Here is a 16,671-nt window from a genome sequence, read left to right on the forward strand (position 1 = left end):
ATTTAAATGGCAGCATCTTTTTTAAAAACGAATGACAAATATAGTTGTCAAAATGACTATGATATTGTATATTTTGATTGAGGAGTTGATCAGCATGCGGAATCGACTTAAAGAACTACGCGCACGAGACGGCTACAACCAAACGCAACTCGCCAAAAAAGCAGGTGTCTCCAGGCAAACGATTTCACTTATAGAGCGTAACGAATTTACACCTTCTATTAAAACGGCAGTTAGCATCGCGCGCGTTTTTGACGAAGCAGTCGAAAAAGTCTTTATCATTGAGGAGGAAGATTTATGAAAATAGGTAGGTATTTTTTTCAAATATTGATAGCAATTCTTGTTGGTGGCATCATTGGTGGACTCTTTAATAGTGGATTTTTACATGGTTTCTTTTCAAAGTTGAATTTTGCGCAATCACAATCATTTTTAATGATTTCATGTATATGTGTATCGATAATCGTTATTGTTTTAACGATTTATCAATATTTTGTACAAAAAGATGCACTTTTCTTAAAAAGAAAAAGTGAGAGCGGACACGATGATACATTAGATGAGTTATTGGCTAAAGCAGACTTACAATATAATAAATCGGATATTCTATTCTATAGTCAAATCACAGTTGTAATGGTATATATGATTATTCTGCTTGTAGGGGGCTTTGAAATACGTCATATCTTATACTTTTTTATTCCATTTTATTTAATAGGCGTACCTTCATTGATGTCTGGATTTTTCTATCGGAAATATGATTCAAGATACCCAAAACTAGGGGAAAAAGATTACACTAAAAAAGTATTAGACATCAAAGATGAGGGTGAAAGACATATTACGTTGTTATCTATGTACAAAATTTACCAATTTAATCTAGTTGGTTTATTTCTATGTATTACTGTCGTATTTTTATTTTCACTCTCTCAAGGAAACAATCAATCGTTTAGTTTATTAATCTTGACCCTTCTCTTCATCTATAATGCATTTGGCTATTTGTTCAAAGTCCGTCGCCATTATAAGTGATGAGACTATCTGTAACACCCAATTTTAGACGGCCTTGTTAGAGGTCTCGTTCTCTCGATTTACAATGCACGCTCTGTTTCATTTCAATCATTTGATTGCGATTTTTATAGAATTTGCTTAAAATAAGGCTGTTTCCTAAAGAATAAGACGGTAGTCAAGGGTTTAATATTAATCATGACAGCAGGTGGTTCAATTGGCGAGAAAGTCAAAAAGGATTGAAATTATTGAAGCGGCGTCTCAAATCGTGTTTGAACATGGGGTGGATGCCCTCACACTCGATGCGGTATCAAAAGCAGCAGGGGTCAGTAAGGGTGGCCTATTATATCATTTTAAATCGAAAGAAGGTTTGGTCGAAGCACTTGTGCAATATGCCAATGATATGTATCAAAGCAATGTCGAAAATGCTTTAGATGCAACGCTTTCGCAAGGTCAATATTTAAACGCGCTCATAGAAGCCACACGTCAACATCGTACTGAACAGGCGCCGATTACGTCAGGGTTATTGGCCGCCCATGGGACTAATAAAGACTATTTGGCCCCTTTAAAACAGTCCTATGCGGAGTGGCAGTCAACGATTGTCAATGAAGGGATTGATCCTGTGGATGCGACTATTATGCGTTTGGCCATCGATGGGCTGTGGTTGTCTGAGATTTTCGAATTCAGTGCGATTGATGAAACAATGCGTGAAGCAGTGCTCAATCGCTTAAAAGATTATACGCAACAATCTTAATGATAGGACTCCTCAAATCAGAGGAGACATGCGGTCTTTCATAAATGTGAAAAAACCAAATTGTGCAAATGTGCATGATTTGGTTTTATATTTGTGTTACATTTGAAATAAAACTGACCGATTGGTATAGTAATGAAGTGAACTGTTTACATAAGATGAGCACGTGACAGTGATAAAGTTCGACTTCTGAGTGCAATCTTCTGTGTTATGACTGGAATGTGCACGCTTGATAGACGTAAATATGAGCGCTTAGGGGCTTTTTGTGCCTGTGTTTTACTTAGTACGCTTTGTATGACATTCACAGAAGGTCTTTTTTGTATTCGTCAATTTAAAAAGGGAAAGGAATGGACATATGTTAAGTATTAAAAACTTATCAAAAGTCTATGCTGGGAGTAAGAAGGCTGTAGACAATATGAATATTGAGATTCAGCAAGGGGAGTTTATCGCTTTTATAGGCACGAGTGGTAGCGGTAAAACGACGGCATTACGTATGATTAATCGCATGATTGAAGCGACGGAAGGTCAAATTATGATTAACGGCAAAGACGTGCGTCAAATGAACACCGTACAACTGCGTCGAAGTATCGGTTACGTGATTCAACAAATTGGACTTATGCCACATATGACCGTCAGAGAAAATATCGTGCTCGTACCGAAATTATTAAAATGGTCTCAAGAAAAGAAAGATGCCAAAGCACGTGAACTTATTAAATTGGTGGATTTGCCGGAAGAGTATTTAGACCGTTATCCTTCAGAGTTATCTGGGGGTCAACAACAACGGATTGGTGTTATTCGTGCCCTTGCGGCTGAGCAAGATATTATCTTAATGGATGAACCTTTCGGGGCGCTTGACCCGATTACACGTGATACGTTACAAGACTTAGTGAAGAAGCTACAACAAAAATTAGGCAAAACTTTTATATTTGTGACACATGACATGGATGAAGCGATTAAACTGGCGGACAAAATCTGTATTATGTCATACGGCAAAGTGATTCAATATGATACACCGGACAATATTTTAAGACATCCGGCCAACGATTTTGTGCGTGATTTTATTGGTCAGAACCGTTTAATTCAAGACCGTCCAAATGTGCGTAAAGTGGAAGATGCGATGATTACGCCGATTACGATTACGGCAGATCAATCACTGAACGATGCGGTGCAGTTAATGCGTAATAAACGGATTGATACGCTCTTTGTCGTGAATCATGAAAACCGCTTACTCGGCTTTCTCGATATTGAAGATATCAATCAAGGGTTACGTGCGCATGCGGAACTCATCGATGTGATTCAGCGCGATGTGTACACGGTGCCTTATGATAGTAAGCTACAAGACTCGGTGCGTACCATTTTAAAACGAAATGTGCGGAATGTGCCGGTGGTTGATGCTGAAAATCATATTATCGGACTGATTACACGTGCCAATCTTGTCGATATTGTTTATGACAGTATTTGGGGCGATCCTGAAGAAGGTGTAACAACGTCAGAACAAGACATAGCTCCAACACAAGATGCAACGTCGGATACTGGAGTTGAGCGCTCATGATGAATTTCATTGCGAATAACGCCAGTGATTTATTTTCGAAAACGATGGAGCATCTCTATATTTCAGTCATTGCGCTTATCATCGCGATTATCGTCTCTGTACCACTCGGTATTTTGCTAACACGAACGAAGCGTTTGGCTAAAGTGTCATTAACCGTGGCCAGTATCCTTCAAACGATACCAACGTTAGCGGTTTTGGCGTTAATGATTCCATTATTTGGTGTTGGGAAAGTCCCAGCAATTATCGCACTCTTTTTCTATGTGCTCTTACCGATTTTGAATAATACGATTATCGGTGTTGAAAGTATTGATAAAAATGTTCGAGAAGCGGGCAAAAGTATGGGAATGACTGAGTTTCAACTCATGAAAGATGTCGAGTTACCGCTCGCGTTACCGATGATTTTAAGTGGGATTCGGCTCTCCTCTGTGTATGTCATTAGTTGGGCCACGTTAGCAAGTTTTATCGGGGCTGGCGGTCTCGGTGACTACATTTTTAACGGTTTAAATTTGTACGATGCCAATATGATCATTACAGCAACGATTTTAATCACCGTCCTCGCGTTATTGGTGGACTTGATTTTATCGCGTATTGAGAAATGGATTGTACCTAAAGGATTAAAAGTTTCTAGATAAACATTGGAGGGGAAAAGATGAAACGTTATCAAAAGTATATTGCAGTTGTTGTCCTTTGCCTCACGGTGTTATCTGGATGTAGTTTACCAGGACTTAAAAATGCGTCTGCACCGGATGAGGTTCAAATTACCGCATTGGCAACATCAGAATCACAAATTATGTCTCACATGTTGAGATTGCTTATTGAACATGATACAAATGGAAAAATTAAACCAACAATTATTAATAACTTAGGCTCAAGTACGATTCAACATAATGCGATTGTCGATGGTCAAGCCAATATGTCTGGTACGCGTTATACGGGCACAGACTTGACAGGTACGCTTAAAATGGATCCGATTATCGATCCAAAAAAAGCGATGGCCGCGACACAAAAAGGATTTAAAGAGAAATACAATCAAACGTTTTTTAATTCTTACGGTTTTGATAATACGTTTGCGTTAATGGTAACACAAGAAACGGCTAAAAAGTATCACTTAGAAAAAGTGTCTGACTTGAAAAAATATGCGCCTAATTTGCGCCTAGGCATGGATACGACATGGGAAAACCGTGAAGTAGATGGTTATCCAGCATTCCAACGTAAATACGGTTTCAAATTTGGTGAAAATCGCCCAATGCAAATCGGTTTAGTTTATGATGCGTTAGAAAATGGCAGTTTAGACGTTGCGGTCGGTTATTCGACTGATGGACGTATTGCGGCGTATAACTTAAAAGTCTTAAAAGATGATGAACATTTCTTCCCACCTTATGATGCCAGTCCGCTCGCTTCAGACAAATTGTTGAAAGAACGTCCAGAATTAAAGCCAATCATTCAAAAATTAGAAGGTAAAATTTCAACAAAAGAGATGCAAAATTTAAACTATCAAGCGGATGGCGAAGGGCAAGAACCTGCCATTGTGGCACAGAAATTTTTAGAAAAACATGATTACTTTGATCATGACAAAGGAGGCCAAAAATAATGTCAGGGAATATTATTCAACAACTTTGGTCTTACTACCACACCAATTATGGCTATTTGTGGGAGCTATTTATGAACCATTTATTAATGTCGATTTATGGGGTGCTCTTTGCGGCGATTATCGGGATTCCGCTTGGGATTATCATTGCCCGTTACGGTAAATTGTCAACAACCGTCATTACGATAGCCAATATCATTCAAACCGTGCCTGTCATTGCGATGCTTGCGATTTTAATGTTAGGGATTGGTCTAGGGATGAACACAGTTATTTTCGCAGTGTTTTTATACGCACTCTTACCGATTATTAAAAATACGTATACCGGCATTCAAGGGGTAGACGCCAATATTAAAGATGCCGGAAAAGGGATGGGGATGACGCGCAATCAAGTGTTACGCATGATTGAATTGCCGTTATCACTCTCTGTCATTATTGGTGGACTTAGAATTGCGCTCGTCGTCGCGATTGGCGTCGTTGCGGTCGGTTCATTTATTGGTGCGCCGACGCTCGGAGATCTTATCATTCGAGGGACGAATGCGACGGACGGGACGCTCTTTATTGTAGCCGGGGCGTTACCCATCGTGGTTATTGTTTTACTTGTAGACATTCTTTTACGTATGCTAGAGAACAAGTTAGATCCTTTAAAACGGACAAACAAAAATTCAGCAACCTCTCATTAAAAGGAGTGACAGTCTATGGCATTCATGGAATTTAACTACAAATCAAAAACACTCGGGATGCATCAATCTTGTGCGGTGATTTTACCTGAAGATACCAGTTTTTTTGATACGGAACGTTCCCCTAAGCCATTAAAATCATTGTTATTGTTACACGGGTTATCGAGTGATCACATGTCGTATATGCGCTATACATCGATTGAGCGTTATGCGAATGCGCATCAATTAGCGATCATTATGCCAAATGCCGACCACAGCTTTTATACAAATATGAAATATGGTCATAGTTATTATGATTATATTCTTGAAGTGTGGGATTACGTGCATCAAGTGTTGCCATTATCTATGGAGCGAGAAGATAATTTTATTGCCGGACATTCGATGGGCGGTTATGGCACGATTCGTTTTGCTTTAACCGCGGGAGAACGCTTTTCAAAAGCGGCCCCATTGTCTGCGGCAATCGATGTGGGTCAGTTGGTGCATTATACGTATCCAGACTTTAAACCTCAAGCGATTGCGGGCGATGATTACAATCCGGTAGGGACACCATTTGATCCGTATTATCTTGTGGACGAAGCCATCAAAGAAGGGCGACCGATACCTGAGTTGTTATTCATGTGTGGCACAGAGGATGACCTCTATCAAAGTAATGTTGACTTTGTCGAGGCATTGAAATCAAAACAGATTCCATGCCAAATGATTTCAGGTGCAGGGGCTCATGATTATGCCTATTGGGACAAAGCGATTGAAACAGTGATTGCGAAATTTACAGAATAGAATTAATTGATTAAAGCGTTCTTTGCGATAAATATCGTGAAGAGCGCTTTTTGCATGTGTTCAAAGTGAATAAAGATTGCAAATCTCATCATAAAGGTCTATAATGTTAAATCGTAATTATTACGATTTATAAAGTGAGGTTTTTGAAATGACCCAACATCATCGCGTCATCATTATTGGGGCAGGTGCAGCGGGAATCGGGATTGCAGTCACACTAAAACAGATACAAATGGAAGATGTACTTGTCATTGAAAAGGATACGATTGGACATTCCTTTAAACATTGGCCGAAGTCGACACGCACCATTACACCGTCATTTACATCAAATGGTTTCGGGATGCCTGATATGAATGCGATTTCTAAAGATACATCACCGGCGTTTACATTTAATGAAGAACACGTGTCAGGTGAGACTTACACAGAATACCTTGAAATTGTCGCCGACCATTTTGAGATTGATATTGCGACAAATACAAAGGTCAGCACTGTCCAATTAGTGGACGGGATTTATGAAATTAACACAAGCCAAGGGGATTTTACAGCAGATTACATTTTTGTAGCAACCGGGGATTATGCTTTCCCGAATCAACCGTTTACCGTCGGTCTCCACTATAGTGAAATCGAGGACTTTACAACATTGAAGGGACAAGATTACGTCGTTATTGGCGGCAATGAAAGTGGCTTTGATGCGGCGATACAACTGGCTAAAAATGGCGCTCGTGTGGAAATGTATACGACTACAACTGGTTTTGGTGATGAAGATGCAGATCCGAGCGTACGTTTGTCTCCGTATACCCATCAACGATTAAAAGAAGCGGTTGCAGCGGGGCATGAAATCGAAATGCACGTTGGCCATGAAGTGATTGATACCCGTGAAGATGAAGATGGCTATCATCTTTTATTAGCGAATGGCGAAACTGTCGTGACACCGAATATTCCTATCGTGGCGACAGGTTTTGATGTCACTCAGAATCCGCTTGTGCAACAACTGTTTACGTTACAAGACGGCGAAGTAAAACTCACGGCGCAAGATGAGTCGACCCGTTACCCGAACGTCTTCCTCATCGGGGCAACTGTGCGTCATGAAGCCGCTATTTTGTGCTACATTTACAAATTTAGAGCGCGCTTTGCGGTACTTGCGGAAATGGTAATGAAACGTGAAGGTCTGTCTGTGGATGAGGCGATCATTCAATCGTTTAAGGCGAACAACATGTACTTAGAGGATTATTCATGTTGTGAAGTGGACTGTTCATGTTAGAGGTGACGTTTAATGTGCATACAGGCGCATGTTCACCTATTCCAGAGGAAACACACGAACTCCGACTAACACATCTCCAGCGATTGACACATGCGGAACAACTACGTTTACGACGCTATATTATCAAACACCGTTTAGACGTCGGCATCCACGTCCCTTTGACTTCTACACCCGCACAAACGCGTCAGATAATAGACGTGCTGGAACAATTTGTGAAAGAGAACCGACAACACGCACCACGAGGGTATGAAGGACTCATCGGATGGAGTCTTATTGCCTTGATGTTTGCGGTTCCGATTTATTTAGCCTATCATTTATCAGGCTATTTAGAAGCGCATATTTTTGAACCGCTTCTCACATGGTTAAGCGCCCTCCCAAATATTCAACAACCGTGGCTCCAACAAATATTATTCGGAGATTACGGGATATTGTCGTTAGGGACTTATTCATTTGTATGGGCCTTACCGGTCGTGATTTTGATGAGTATTTCAACGGCGGTGTTAGAACATTCAGGTTTAAAAGCCTACGTGATGAATGCCATTGAACCGTCCATGAGACGGATTGGATTAAATGGGATGGATATTGTTCCATTGTTAGAAGGATTTGGTTGTAACGCAGCAGCGGTAACGCAAGCTGCTCATCAGTGTAGCGCATGTACGAAAGCACGTTGTGTCAGTTTAATCGGTTTTGGCACGTCTTGTAGTTATCAAATCGGAGCGACGTTATCCATTTTTAACACAGCACACATGTCATGGCTCTTCGTCCCGTATTTATGCATGGTCTTTATTGGAGGTGTTATACATAACCGTATATGGTACCCTCCACAAAACGGTGGCCTGTCGACTCCGATGCCTCCGTATCAAGGGATGCATTGGCCATGGTCCCGAGCGTTTATAAAACAAATCGGAGCGACCATTCAAATGTTTATCGTACAGGCCATGCCAATTTTCATCGGGATTTGTTTTATTGTGAGCCTTTTATCGTTTACACCAATCTTAGAGATGTTGGCCAAAGCCTTTGCGCCTCTGTTACGGTGGGTACAATTACCGACGGATTTGGCGACAGGTATCTTTTTCTCAATGATTCGTAAAGATGGCATGTTGCTTTTTAATACGAATCACGGCGCACTCATACAAAGTCTCTCGCCTATACAATTATTGATGGTCGTATTTTTAGCTTCGACAATCACCGCATGTTCTGTGACGATGACCATGATGGTGCGGCATTTTGGTAGTAAAATCGCTAGCCAAATGATTGCGAAACAAATGTTGACCTCCATCGGCTGTGTCGTCATTTTATTTATAGGTCTACAAGTCTGGCAATTTATTATTTCCCATTTATAATAGAACACCCTTTAACGGCAATGATGGATGAGACCGTTAAAGGGTGTTTTTCGATGAAATGTATGAAGGAATCAACGTCTTAGTCTTAGCTAGGAAGGTAAGGTTTGAAAGAGCTGTTTACTTACGATCCAAGCGTTTTTATCTTTAAAAATAAAGTTCTCCAATATTAAATGATGCATAATATGACTCACAGTTTCTCTCGACATGCCAATCAAGTCTGCAAGCAATTGTATCGTAATCGCACTCGAGATTTCGTAATACGCCTCTGTATTTTGACCGACGTACTTGCATAGCAATTGTATGAGGTGAATGACTTTTTCACGTGCGTTTTTACAATTTAAAATCATATTATGTTGAATATGTTGATCCTTGCTCTTCACTAACAAAGCGTAAAGACGCGAGAGGACTTCTGTATCGTGTTTTGAAATTTTTTCAATCAAATACAGTGGAATACTTAAAATGTCACATTCCGTTAAAGCTGTACATGTTTCATCGACGGATGGAATACGTAACGCTTGGCTGAGAGGAAAACAATGTTGCGCTTTATTTAACCATTTGTAGTGGGCGCCGTTTTCCATAAAGGCTTCACGGAGGACAATACCATTGACCAAAAATTTCAAATGGGTCATTTCTGTCGTATCGTAGTAGACCACTTGGTTTTTATCAAAATGACGCAAAACAAAGTCCTCTACAAATATTTGTAATTGTGTCGGTGAAGCATGGATGTAATGCGCAAATGTCTGGATTGCAACGTTTAACGCTTTTGCGTCGTGTGTTTTGTAATGCGTATTCATATCAAAGACATCCTTACATAATTATAAATGAATGTGTGTGCCCGTCCCTTTTTCAAGTGCGTCAAATGCGTTGTCTAAATCTGTAATAATCACTTCTCGGTGAGGGTGATGACCGATAAAATTCATCGCTGCTTCAATTTTTGGCAACATCGACCCTTCTGAGAATTGGCCTTCATCAACGTAGGTTTTTAATGTAGCGACATCTACGTCAGTCAATGCTTGTTGTTTAGGAGTATTAAAGTTCACAAATACATTTGGAACGGCCGTTAATATCATTAACGTATCAGCTTCAATCAATTCAGCCAACTTTTCACTCGCAAAGTCTTTGTCAATGACCGCTTCAATCCCTTCAAAGGTGTCACTTTGGCGAATGACAGGAATGCCACCGCCCCCACAAGCAATGACGATATTGTCTTGTTCTAGAAGGGTTTTAATCATTTCGTGTTCCAAAATAGACACTGGAAGCGGAGAGGGCACGACTTTTCGAAAGCCCCGTCCGGCATCTTCTTTGTACGTACTGTTGGGCTCTTTTTCTTGTAAGCGTTGGGCGTCTTCTTTGGTATAGAAAGGGCCAATCGGTTTTGTCGGATGTGACAAGCGTGGGTCATCTGGATCGACTTCTACACGCGTGATGACTGTCCCGACTTGTTTGTGACTGTTAATTTTTTTGAGCACTCGGTTCGTTTCTGTTTCGAGCCAATAGCCAATCATCCCTTGCGTCATCGCACCACAGACATCAAGTGGCATTGCAGGGGTTTGACTGCTGTTGGCTTCGGCTTGTTGAATTAGAACATTGCCAATTTGTGGGCCATTCCCATGAGACATCACAATCGACGTGTCAGATTGAAATAAAGGTTTGAATTTTTCGAGTGTTTGTCGAATCGCCGCTTGTTGACTATTTGCTGTTGCTTCTTTCGTTTGAATCGCGTTGCCACCTAACGCGATGACCATTGTTTTAGCCATAAGTATCTCTCCTGACTTAAATGACGGTAATTGAGTGCGTCATGAGTTTGACGATACCGATAATCGCGAAGAGTAATATCAAACCGATGATGACCCATTCCACCGTTTTAGGTTTTTTATTGAGATTGTTTTGTACTTTGATAAAGACGATGACACCTGGAATATAGAGAATCATCGTTAAGAGTAAATATTCTAGTCCAGCTGCATAGATCAGCCATATCGCGTAAATTGACGCCACACCGCCAGTAATCCATCTCACCATCGATGTTTCACGTTGGGCGATGTTGTATTTGACGAGGTAAAAAGCACTGAACATATAAGGGATTAAAATCGCACTTGAGGCGAGTGAAAAGGCAAATTGATAAGCACTTTCTGTAAACAACATACTGATTAAAAATAATTGCACTAAAATGTTAGTAATCAGTAACGAATTGACGGGTGCGCCGTTGCGATTTTCTTTTGCGAACCATTTTGGAAACAAATCATTTTTAGCCACGACATAGGGGAGTTCTCCTGCGAGTAACGTCCAACCGAGCCATGCACCTAGAACTGAAATGATTAAGCCAATATTGACGAAAACAGCTCCCCAATCACCTACGATATGGGCTAAAACGTGTGCCATAGAGGGGTGACCTAAATCCGCAAGATGATTTTGTTGGATGACTCCTTGAGCAAGCACAGTCATTAAAAAGTAAATGATGAGGACGGACGTTAAACCAATGACGGTTGCAGTGCCGACATCTTTTTTTGATTTTGCACGGCTCGAAAAGACAACAGCACCTTCAATCCCTGTGAAAATCCATACCGTTACTAACATAATGCCTTTGACTTGCGATAGAATCGCAGGCCATGTGATCGCATCAGAAGCGGTTCCGCTAAAACCTGCCATAAATGTATCAAAGTTAAAGACGACAATCATACACACAATGACTAGAAAGATAGGAATCAATTTAGCCACTGTGACGATACTATTAATAAATGCAGCTGTCTCTACACCTTTTAAAATTAAGAAATGTACGCCCCATAACAAAATAGAAGCGACAATAATGCTTGGCAAGGTGTTCCCATTTTGAAAAATAGGGAAGAAATTACCGACTGCAGACATGAGCAATGTCGCATATGCCACGTTGCCTAAAAAGGCTGCAAACCAGTAACCCCATGCACTACAGAATCCGATAAAATCACCAAATCCTGCCTGAGCATAACTATATATCCCTCCATCTAAATCAGGACGCGCATTTGTTAAACTTTGAAAGACAAAGGCGAGCGCAATCATACCAATCGCGGTAATCACCCAACCTATAATTAAGGCAAGACCACCTGCCTGACTTCCCATATCAGAGATGATATTAAAAGCACCGCCTCCAATCATAGAACCTATCACAAGACCTATGAGTGAAGATTTATTTAATTTTTGTGGGTGTCCATTCTCCATCTGTTTCATCTCCTTTTTATCAAAGCAAAGGTGGGGCGAGAATAAGGATTAAATAAGTATGAGAATATAATATAAATTCTCGCCCCAACGGCTGCTTTAAGCAAGTGTTGATGCAATGACAGATTTAATCGTATGCATACGGTTTTCTGCTTGATCAAACACTTTTGATTGTGGGCTTCTAAAGACTTCATCAGTGACTTCCATTTCACTAATTCCGTATTTTTCTTCAATGTCTTTACCGTAAAGCGTATGTGTATCGTGGAAGGCCGGTAAACAATGTAAGAAAATAGTATCGTCACGACCGGTTTTGGTCATTAAAGTGTGATTCACTTGATAGTCTTTGAGTAGATTAATACGTGTTTCAAACTCGCTTTCTTCTCCCATAGAAACCCAGACGTCTGTGTATATGACGTGTGCGTTTTTCACTGCTTCATCGATATCGTCTGTCACCATTACAGAACCGCCATCTTGTTCACCGCGTTGACGGGCTATATCGATGAATTGTTGCTTAGGAAATAATGATTTTGGTGTACAAATGCGGACATTCACGCCAAGCATGGCACCTGCCACCATGAGAGAGTGGGCCATGTTATTGCGACCATCACCAATATAAGTAAGATTAATGCCTTCTAAATAACCAAAGTTTTCTTTAATTGTCATATAGTCGGCAAGCATTTGCGTTGGGTGCCAAGTATCTGTTAAACCATTCCACACAGGTACACCAGAATGTTTAGCGAGGGCTTCTACCACATCTTGCGAGAAACCACGGAATTCAATACCGTCAAACATGCGACCGAGCACTTTGGCAGTATCTTCGACAGACTCTTTTTTACCGAGTTGAATGTCATTTTTCCCTAAAAATTCAGGGTGTGCGCCTAAATCAATCGACGCGACTGTAAACGCCGCACGTGTTCGTGTGGATGTTTTTTCGAAAAGTAAAGCGATATTCTTACCGTCTAAATAACGATGTTTGATACCGTCTTGTTTATAAGATTTTAGTGTAATCGCAAAGTCGATAAGTGCGTCAAATTCTGCTTTTGTAAAATCATTTTCTTTTAATAATGAACGTCCTTTTAATGCGACGGGTTTTTGTAATTCAATCATTATGAATGCCTCCTAAATTTTCATTAAATGTCTTCACGATATAAAGGTTGACTCATACAACGAGGCCCCCCTCGGCCTCGAACAAGTTCGCCACCAGGGATTTCAATGACTTTTAAGCCTTTTTCACGTAATAATGTGTTAGACACGTAGTTTCGGTCGTAGGTCACGACAACTCCCGGACGAATACAAAGCGTGTTTGAGCCGTCATTCCACTGTTCACGAGGCCCATCAATTGTGTCGCCATTTCCAGTGGGAATGAGTTCGATATGGTCGATGTTGAGTGCCTCTTCTAATGTTTTTTTCAGTTGATTAGAGTGTGTAATTTTAATGTCATCATCACCAGGTTCAATCGTAAAAATATTCATATGACCTTCAGATTTTAGAATGGCGGCATGCATTGTAAATTTGTCATAGTCAATCATCGTAAATACTGTGTCGAGATGCATAAACGTCCGGCTTGTTGGAATTTCAATCGCAATAATTTTTTTAAATGTCGCGTTTTCATTATTGAATATACTGCGTGCGAGACGTTCAATTGCTTGGGCAGACGTACGTTCTGAAATCCCTATCGCAAGCACATCTTTTGATAATATGAGTTCGTCGCCACCTTCAATGTTGAAAGGACTGTCACGATCAATCCATACAGGAATGTCACTATCTTTAAAATCAGGGTGATATTTTAAAATATATTGCATGAAAATCGATTCACGACGGCGCGCACGCCAATACATACGATTGATCGTCATGCCATTGCCGACGGACGCTTGTGGATCTCTTGTAAAATATAGGTTAGGCATAGGATCTAGATAGAAAGGATATTTATCATCCATGTATTCTACTAAATGCGTTGTTTTTAAATTGATTTCTTCTTTACGCACACCGGCCATAATTTTGTCGACGAGACTTTGATTGTCGAGTTTTGAAAATAATGTTTTAATCTCTTCTTCATGGCCGAGCACAGTTTTCCGAGACTCTTTTAAAATCTCATCAATAAATTGTTCGCGAACGTGAGGTTCTGTTAAACTCTCTGCTGTCAGTTTTTCAAGGTATAACACTTCCACCCCTTCATTTCTTAACACTTCCGCAAAATGGTCATGTTCGCGTTGGGCGACTTTCAAATACGGAATGTCATCAAAGAGTAGACCACCTAGATAATCTGGGACAAGGTTTTCAAGTTCTTTGCCAGGACGTTTCAGTAACACGGTTTTCAAACGTCCAATTTCGCTATTAACGTTGATGGTGCGTTTCATAGGTCATTCCTCCTTTATTTGTTTACAGTTACACGATATACGATATGAACCGCTTTCATCGTGATTAATTTCACAAATAAATGAAGGAAAATTTACCGTTTTAAAGAGAGGTGTATACAGAAATGTTTATTTTATTACATAAGATACGCCTTTTTCCTTAGTTTTTAATGAATAATAGATGAATATTTGTATAGAGCTGAGACGTAAAACTGTCGTTGATACATCTACATGTATAAAAATACTATTGTGCGTGAGTTGGAAATAACAACGTGACAACATGATGGGCCTCTTCTTCTGAACGTGTGATAATCATCGTCGTATCGTTGCCACTGATGGTACCGACGATGGCGCTATTTTCTATAGCATCGATATAAAAATTAATCGTTTGTGCAAAGCCAGGTGAAGACTGAATTAATATACACTGATTGACAACAGAAATCCGTAAAACTTCATTGTTATATAACTTTTCGAGCATTTTAAGATATTTTGATTTATTGTTATACATCATCTGATAGTGTGCAGGGTGATGTTGTGACGGTTGTTTATGTATGTTCAACTGCAATAAGTCATTCGCAATTGTTGTAAGGCTATAATGAATGCCGAAACGTGCTTCGATAATGTCAATCAATGCTTGTTTAGAGGTAATACAGTTTTGTTGCACAATCATTTTAATTAATTTTTGTCGTTCTTCACGTTTCACTTTGAAAACCTCCTTTGATTGTGAAAACAAAAAATAAAAATAGCAACCATCATTCATCATTATTAACCAATTTTGTAAATTAAATCAAAAATAATAGTATTTACATTTGGTGGGTGCCAGATAAAAAGAGCCGTTAACGTAAGGAAAAATAAGGATTTTTACGAAGTTGTGACAAAATAGGTGCAGTATTTATAGAGACAAATTTACAATATAAAGGTTGTGTAAACTAAGCAACCTTCTTTCATTTTGCTGCTATTTTAGGTAACATTGCATGCGTGTGAAAATAGTGTCGAATGGGGAGGCGTGAGATGAAACCATCATCGAAAATGACAATTTTCTTCTTTATGTTAGGGACATTTGCGATTGGGATGTCCGAATATGTGGTCATTGGATTATTGTCTCAAATTGCATCCGATATGCGGGTTCCGATTTCAACAGCTGGGCTACTCGTCAGTGTTTACGCCCTAAGCGTAGCGTTCATCGGTCCTATATTGCGGATTTTCACGTTACATTACCGTGCACGGGTATTATTACCTATTTTTGTTTGTATCTTTATTTTGAGTAATATTTTAGGGATGTTAGCCCCTAATTTTTATGTATTATTGTTGTCACGATTATTATCAGCAGCGATGCATGCGCCGTTTTTCGGTGTGAGTATGAGTGTGGCGACACAAATTGTGCCTCCGTCTAAACGCACACAGGCGATTGCGCTCGTTCAAACAGGGCTCACAATTGCGATTATGATCGGTGTGCCTTTTGGGGCGTTTTTAGGAGATTTAGCCAATTGGCGCGTGGTCTTCGGTATTATGGTGCTCGTGGCGATCGCGACGTTACTAGGGGTATTGAAGTTCACGCCTGACGTTGCGATGAGTGCGGAACCGAATTTGAAAAAGGAACTTAAAGCCTTTCGCCAACCGCAGATTCTGATCACGATTGCGATGATTGTTTTTGGTTTTTCGGGCGTATTTACGTCTTATACTTTTGTTGAACCGATGCTAAAAGACTTGTCGCCTTTTGGCACAGTGGGTATTACAATCTGTCTATTTTTATTTGGACTCGGTGGCGTTATTGGCAATGTCGTTTCTGGTAATGTTACAGAAGAGAAGTTAACGATAGGCTTGTTTATTTCATTTTTACTCTTATTCTTAACGATTGTTTTACTCGTTTACGCATTACCTATCAGTATTTTTGCGTTCATTATTGTCTTCTTATTTGGGTTTGGGACTTTTGGAACCACACCTTTGTTGAACAGTAAAATTATATTTGGGGCAAGTGACGCACCGTTACTTGCCAGTACAATGGTCGGCTCCATCTTTAATTTAGCGAACTTTTTCGGTGCGATGCTAGGTTCAGGTCTCCTCAGTAAAGGATTACCTTACGCCCAAATCACTTGGATTTCAGGTGGTATCATTGTTCTTGGTATCTTATTGAACATCGGTAACTTTGTTTATGAACGTCGTGTTGCTAAAACTGAATAGTGGTGTTTCAT

At 40.0% G+C, this 16,671-nt stretch carries 17 protein-coding genes; 11 read left to right on the top strand and 6 right to left on the bottom strand.

What is annotated here, in order from left to right:
• Positions 1–94: 94 nt before the first annotated feature.
• The 10 genes from PYW36_RS00535 to PYW36_RS00580 all read left to right on the top strand — a co-directional run bounded on the left by PYW36_RS00535 (position 95) and on the right by PYW36_RS00580 (position 8,936).
• A complete protein-coding gene (locus tag PYW36_RS00535) occupies positions 95–298 on the top strand; it encodes a helix-turn-helix transcriptional regulator (protein WP_037576741.1) in 204 nt (67 codons plus the stop codon).
• Positions 295–1,014, top strand: a complete 720-nt coding sequence (locus PYW36_RS00540; protein ID WP_037576738.1) for a DUF3169 family protein — start codon at positions 295–297, stop codon at positions 1,012–1,014. The genes PYW36_RS00535 and PYW36_RS00540 overlap by 4 nt, the downstream gene beginning before the upstream one ends.
• A gap of 193 nt (positions 1,015–1,207) precedes the next feature.
• Positions 1,208–1,744, top strand: a complete 537-nt coding sequence (locus tag PYW36_RS00545; protein WP_103159146.1) for a TetR/AcrR family transcriptional regulator — start codon at positions 1,208–1,210, stop codon at positions 1,742–1,744.
• A gap of 352 nt (positions 1,745–2,096) precedes the next feature.
• Complete coding sequence (locus tag PYW36_RS00550) at positions 2,097–3,293, top strand: betaine/proline/choline family ABC transporter ATP-binding protein (protein WP_103159147.1); 1,197 nt, start codon at positions 2,097–2,099, stop codon at positions 3,291–3,293.
• Positions 3,290–3,925, top strand: coding sequence for an ABC transporter permease (locus PYW36_RS00555; protein WP_037576728.1), 636 nt, complete (start codon positions 3,290–3,292; stop codon positions 3,923–3,925). Before PYW36_RS00550 ends, PYW36_RS00555 begins: the two co-directional genes overlap by 4 nt.
• Before the next feature lie 17 nt (positions 3,926–3,942).
• On the top strand, positions 3,943–4,884 hold the full coding sequence (locus PYW36_RS00560) for an osmoprotectant ABC transporter substrate-binding protein (protein ID WP_037576725.1): 942 nt from the start codon (positions 3,943–3,945) through the stop codon (positions 4,882–4,884).
• On the top strand, positions 4,884–5,561 hold the full coding sequence (locus PYW36_RS00565) for an ABC transporter permease (protein WP_103159148.1): 678 nt from the start codon (positions 4,884–4,886) through the stop codon (positions 5,559–5,561). The genes PYW36_RS00560 and PYW36_RS00565 overlap by 1 nt, the downstream gene beginning before the upstream one ends.
• A gap of 15 nt (positions 5,562–5,576) precedes the next feature.
• Positions 5,577–6,335 (top strand): alpha/beta hydrolase, encoded by a 759-nt coding sequence (locus PYW36_RS00570; RefSeq protein WP_103159149.1) that lies wholly within the window; start codon positions 5,577–5,579, stop codon positions 6,333–6,335.
• Positions 6,336–6,483: 148 nt separating this feature from the next.
• Positions 6,484–7,593: an NAD(P)/FAD-dependent oxidoreductase gene (locus PYW36_RS00575; RefSeq protein WP_103159150.1), complete on the top strand. Its 1,110-nt coding sequence runs from the start codon at positions 6,484–6,486 to the stop codon at positions 7,591–7,593.
• Complete coding sequence (locus PYW36_RS00580) at positions 7,587–8,936, top strand: nucleoside recognition domain-containing protein (RefSeq protein ID WP_103159151.1); 1,350 nt, start codon at positions 7,587–7,589, stop codon at positions 8,934–8,936. Before PYW36_RS00575 ends, PYW36_RS00580 begins: the two co-directional genes overlap by 7 nt.
• A gap of 89 nt (positions 8,937–9,025) precedes the next feature.
• Here the strand turns inward: PYW36_RS00580 and PYW36_RS00585 are convergent, their stop codons facing one another.
• From PYW36_RS00585 to PYW36_RS00610, 6 genes are all read right to left on the bottom strand, one after another.
• Positions 9,026–9,730: a Crp/Fnr family transcriptional regulator gene (locus tag PYW36_RS00585; RefSeq protein ID WP_103159152.1), complete on the bottom strand. Its 705-nt coding sequence runs from the start codon at positions 9,728–9,730 to the stop codon at positions 9,026–9,028.
• Positions 9,731–9,751: 21 nt separating this feature from the next.
• The gene (gene arcC, locus PYW36_RS00590; RefSeq protein ID WP_103159153.1) at positions 9,752–10,693 is read right to left on the bottom strand and encodes a carbamate kinase; all 942 of its coding nucleotides are present in this window, start codon (positions 10,691–10,693) and stop codon (positions 9,752–9,754) included.
• 16 nt (positions 10,694–10,709) lie between these two features.
• A complete protein-coding gene (arcD, locus tag PYW36_RS00595; RefSeq protein WP_103159154.1) occupies positions 10,710–12,128 on the bottom strand; it encodes an arginine-ornithine antiporter in 1,419 nt (472 codons plus the stop codon).
• 96 nt (positions 12,129–12,224) lie between these two features.
• The gene (gene argF / locus PYW36_RS00600) at positions 12,225–13,232 is read right to left on the bottom strand and encodes an ornithine carbamoyltransferase (RefSeq protein WP_103159155.1); all 1,008 of its coding nucleotides are present in this window, start codon (positions 13,230–13,232) and stop codon (positions 12,225–12,227) included.
• Positions 13,233–13,255: 23 nt separating this feature from the next.
• The gene (gene arcA, locus PYW36_RS00605) at positions 13,256–14,482 is read right to left on the bottom strand and encodes an arginine deiminase (RefSeq protein WP_037576707.1); all 1,227 of its coding nucleotides are present in this window, start codon (positions 14,480–14,482) and stop codon (positions 13,256–13,258) included.
• A 241-nt stretch (positions 14,483–14,723) separates the two neighbouring features.
• Positions 14,724–15,182, bottom strand: a complete 459-nt coding sequence (locus PYW36_RS00610; RefSeq protein ID WP_037576704.1) for an arginine repressor — start codon at positions 15,180–15,182, stop codon at positions 14,724–14,726.
• Positions 15,183–15,490: 308 nt separating this feature from the next.
• Between PYW36_RS00610 and PYW36_RS00615 the strand changes: the two genes are divergently transcribed.
• Entirely contained in the window at positions 15,491–16,660 is a 1,170-nt protein-coding gene (locus tag PYW36_RS00615; RefSeq protein ID WP_037576700.1) for an MFS transporter, read from the top strand.
• The last annotated feature ends 11 nt before the right edge of the window (positions 16,661–16,671 follow it).

The sequence above is a fragment of the Staphylococcus chromogenes genome, from assembly GCF_029024625.1.
Taxonomy (GTDB): Bacteria; Bacillota; Bacilli; order Staphylococcales; family Staphylococcaceae; genus Staphylococcus; species Staphylococcus chromogenes.

Coding starts and splice junctions, on each gene's coding strand:
- PYW36_RS00535 (WP_037576741.1), top strand. CDS start 95: ATGCGGAATCGACTTAAAGAACTACGCGCACGAGACGGCTACAACCAA.
- PYW36_RS00540 (WP_037576738.1), top strand. CDS start 295: ATGAAAATAGGTAGGTATTTTTTTCAAATATTGATAGCAATTCTTGTT.
- PYW36_RS00550 (WP_103159147.1), top strand. CDS start 2,097: ATGTTAAGTATTAAAAACTTATCAAAAGTCTATGCTGGGAGTAAGAAG.
- PYW36_RS00555 (WP_037576728.1), top strand. CDS start 3,290: ATGATGAATTTCATTGCGAATAACGCCAGTGATTTATTTTCGAAAACG.
- PYW36_RS00560 (WP_037576725.1), top strand. CDS start 3,943: ATGAAACGTTATCAAAAGTATATTGCAGTTGTTGTCCTTTGCCTCACG.
- PYW36_RS00565 (WP_103159148.1), top strand. CDS start 4,884: ATGTCAGGGAATATTATTCAACAACTTTGGTCTTACTACCACACCAAT.
- PYW36_RS00570 (WP_103159149.1), top strand. CDS start 5,577: ATGGCATTCATGGAATTTAACTACAAATCAAAAACACTCGGGATGCAT.
- PYW36_RS00575 (WP_103159150.1), top strand. CDS start 6,484: ATGACCCAACATCATCGCGTCATCATTATTGGGGCAGGTGCAGCGGGA.
- PYW36_RS00580 (WP_103159151.1), top strand. CDS start 7,587: ATGTTAGAGGTGACGTTTAATGTGCATACAGGCGCATGTTCACCTATT.
- PYW36_RS00585 (WP_103159152.1), bottom strand. CDS start 9,730: ATGAATACGCATTACAAAACACACGACGCAAAAGCGTTAAACGTTGCA.
- arcC (WP_103159153.1), bottom strand. CDS start 10,693: ATGGCTAAAACAATGGTCATCGCGTTAGGTGGCAACGCGATTCAAACG.
- arcD (WP_103159154.1), bottom strand. CDS start 12,128: ATGGAGAATGGACACCCACAAAAATTAAATAAATCTTCACTCATAGGT.
- argF (WP_103159155.1), bottom strand. CDS start 13,232: ATGATTGAATTACAAAAACCCGTCGCATTAAAAGGACGTTCATTATTA.
- arcA (WP_037576707.1), bottom strand. CDS start 14,482: ATGAAACGCACCATCAACGTTAATAGCGAAATTGGACGTTTGAAAACC.
- PYW36_RS00615 (WP_037576700.1), top strand. CDS start 15,491: ATGAAACCATCATCGAAAATGACAATTTTCTTCTTTATGTTAGGGACA.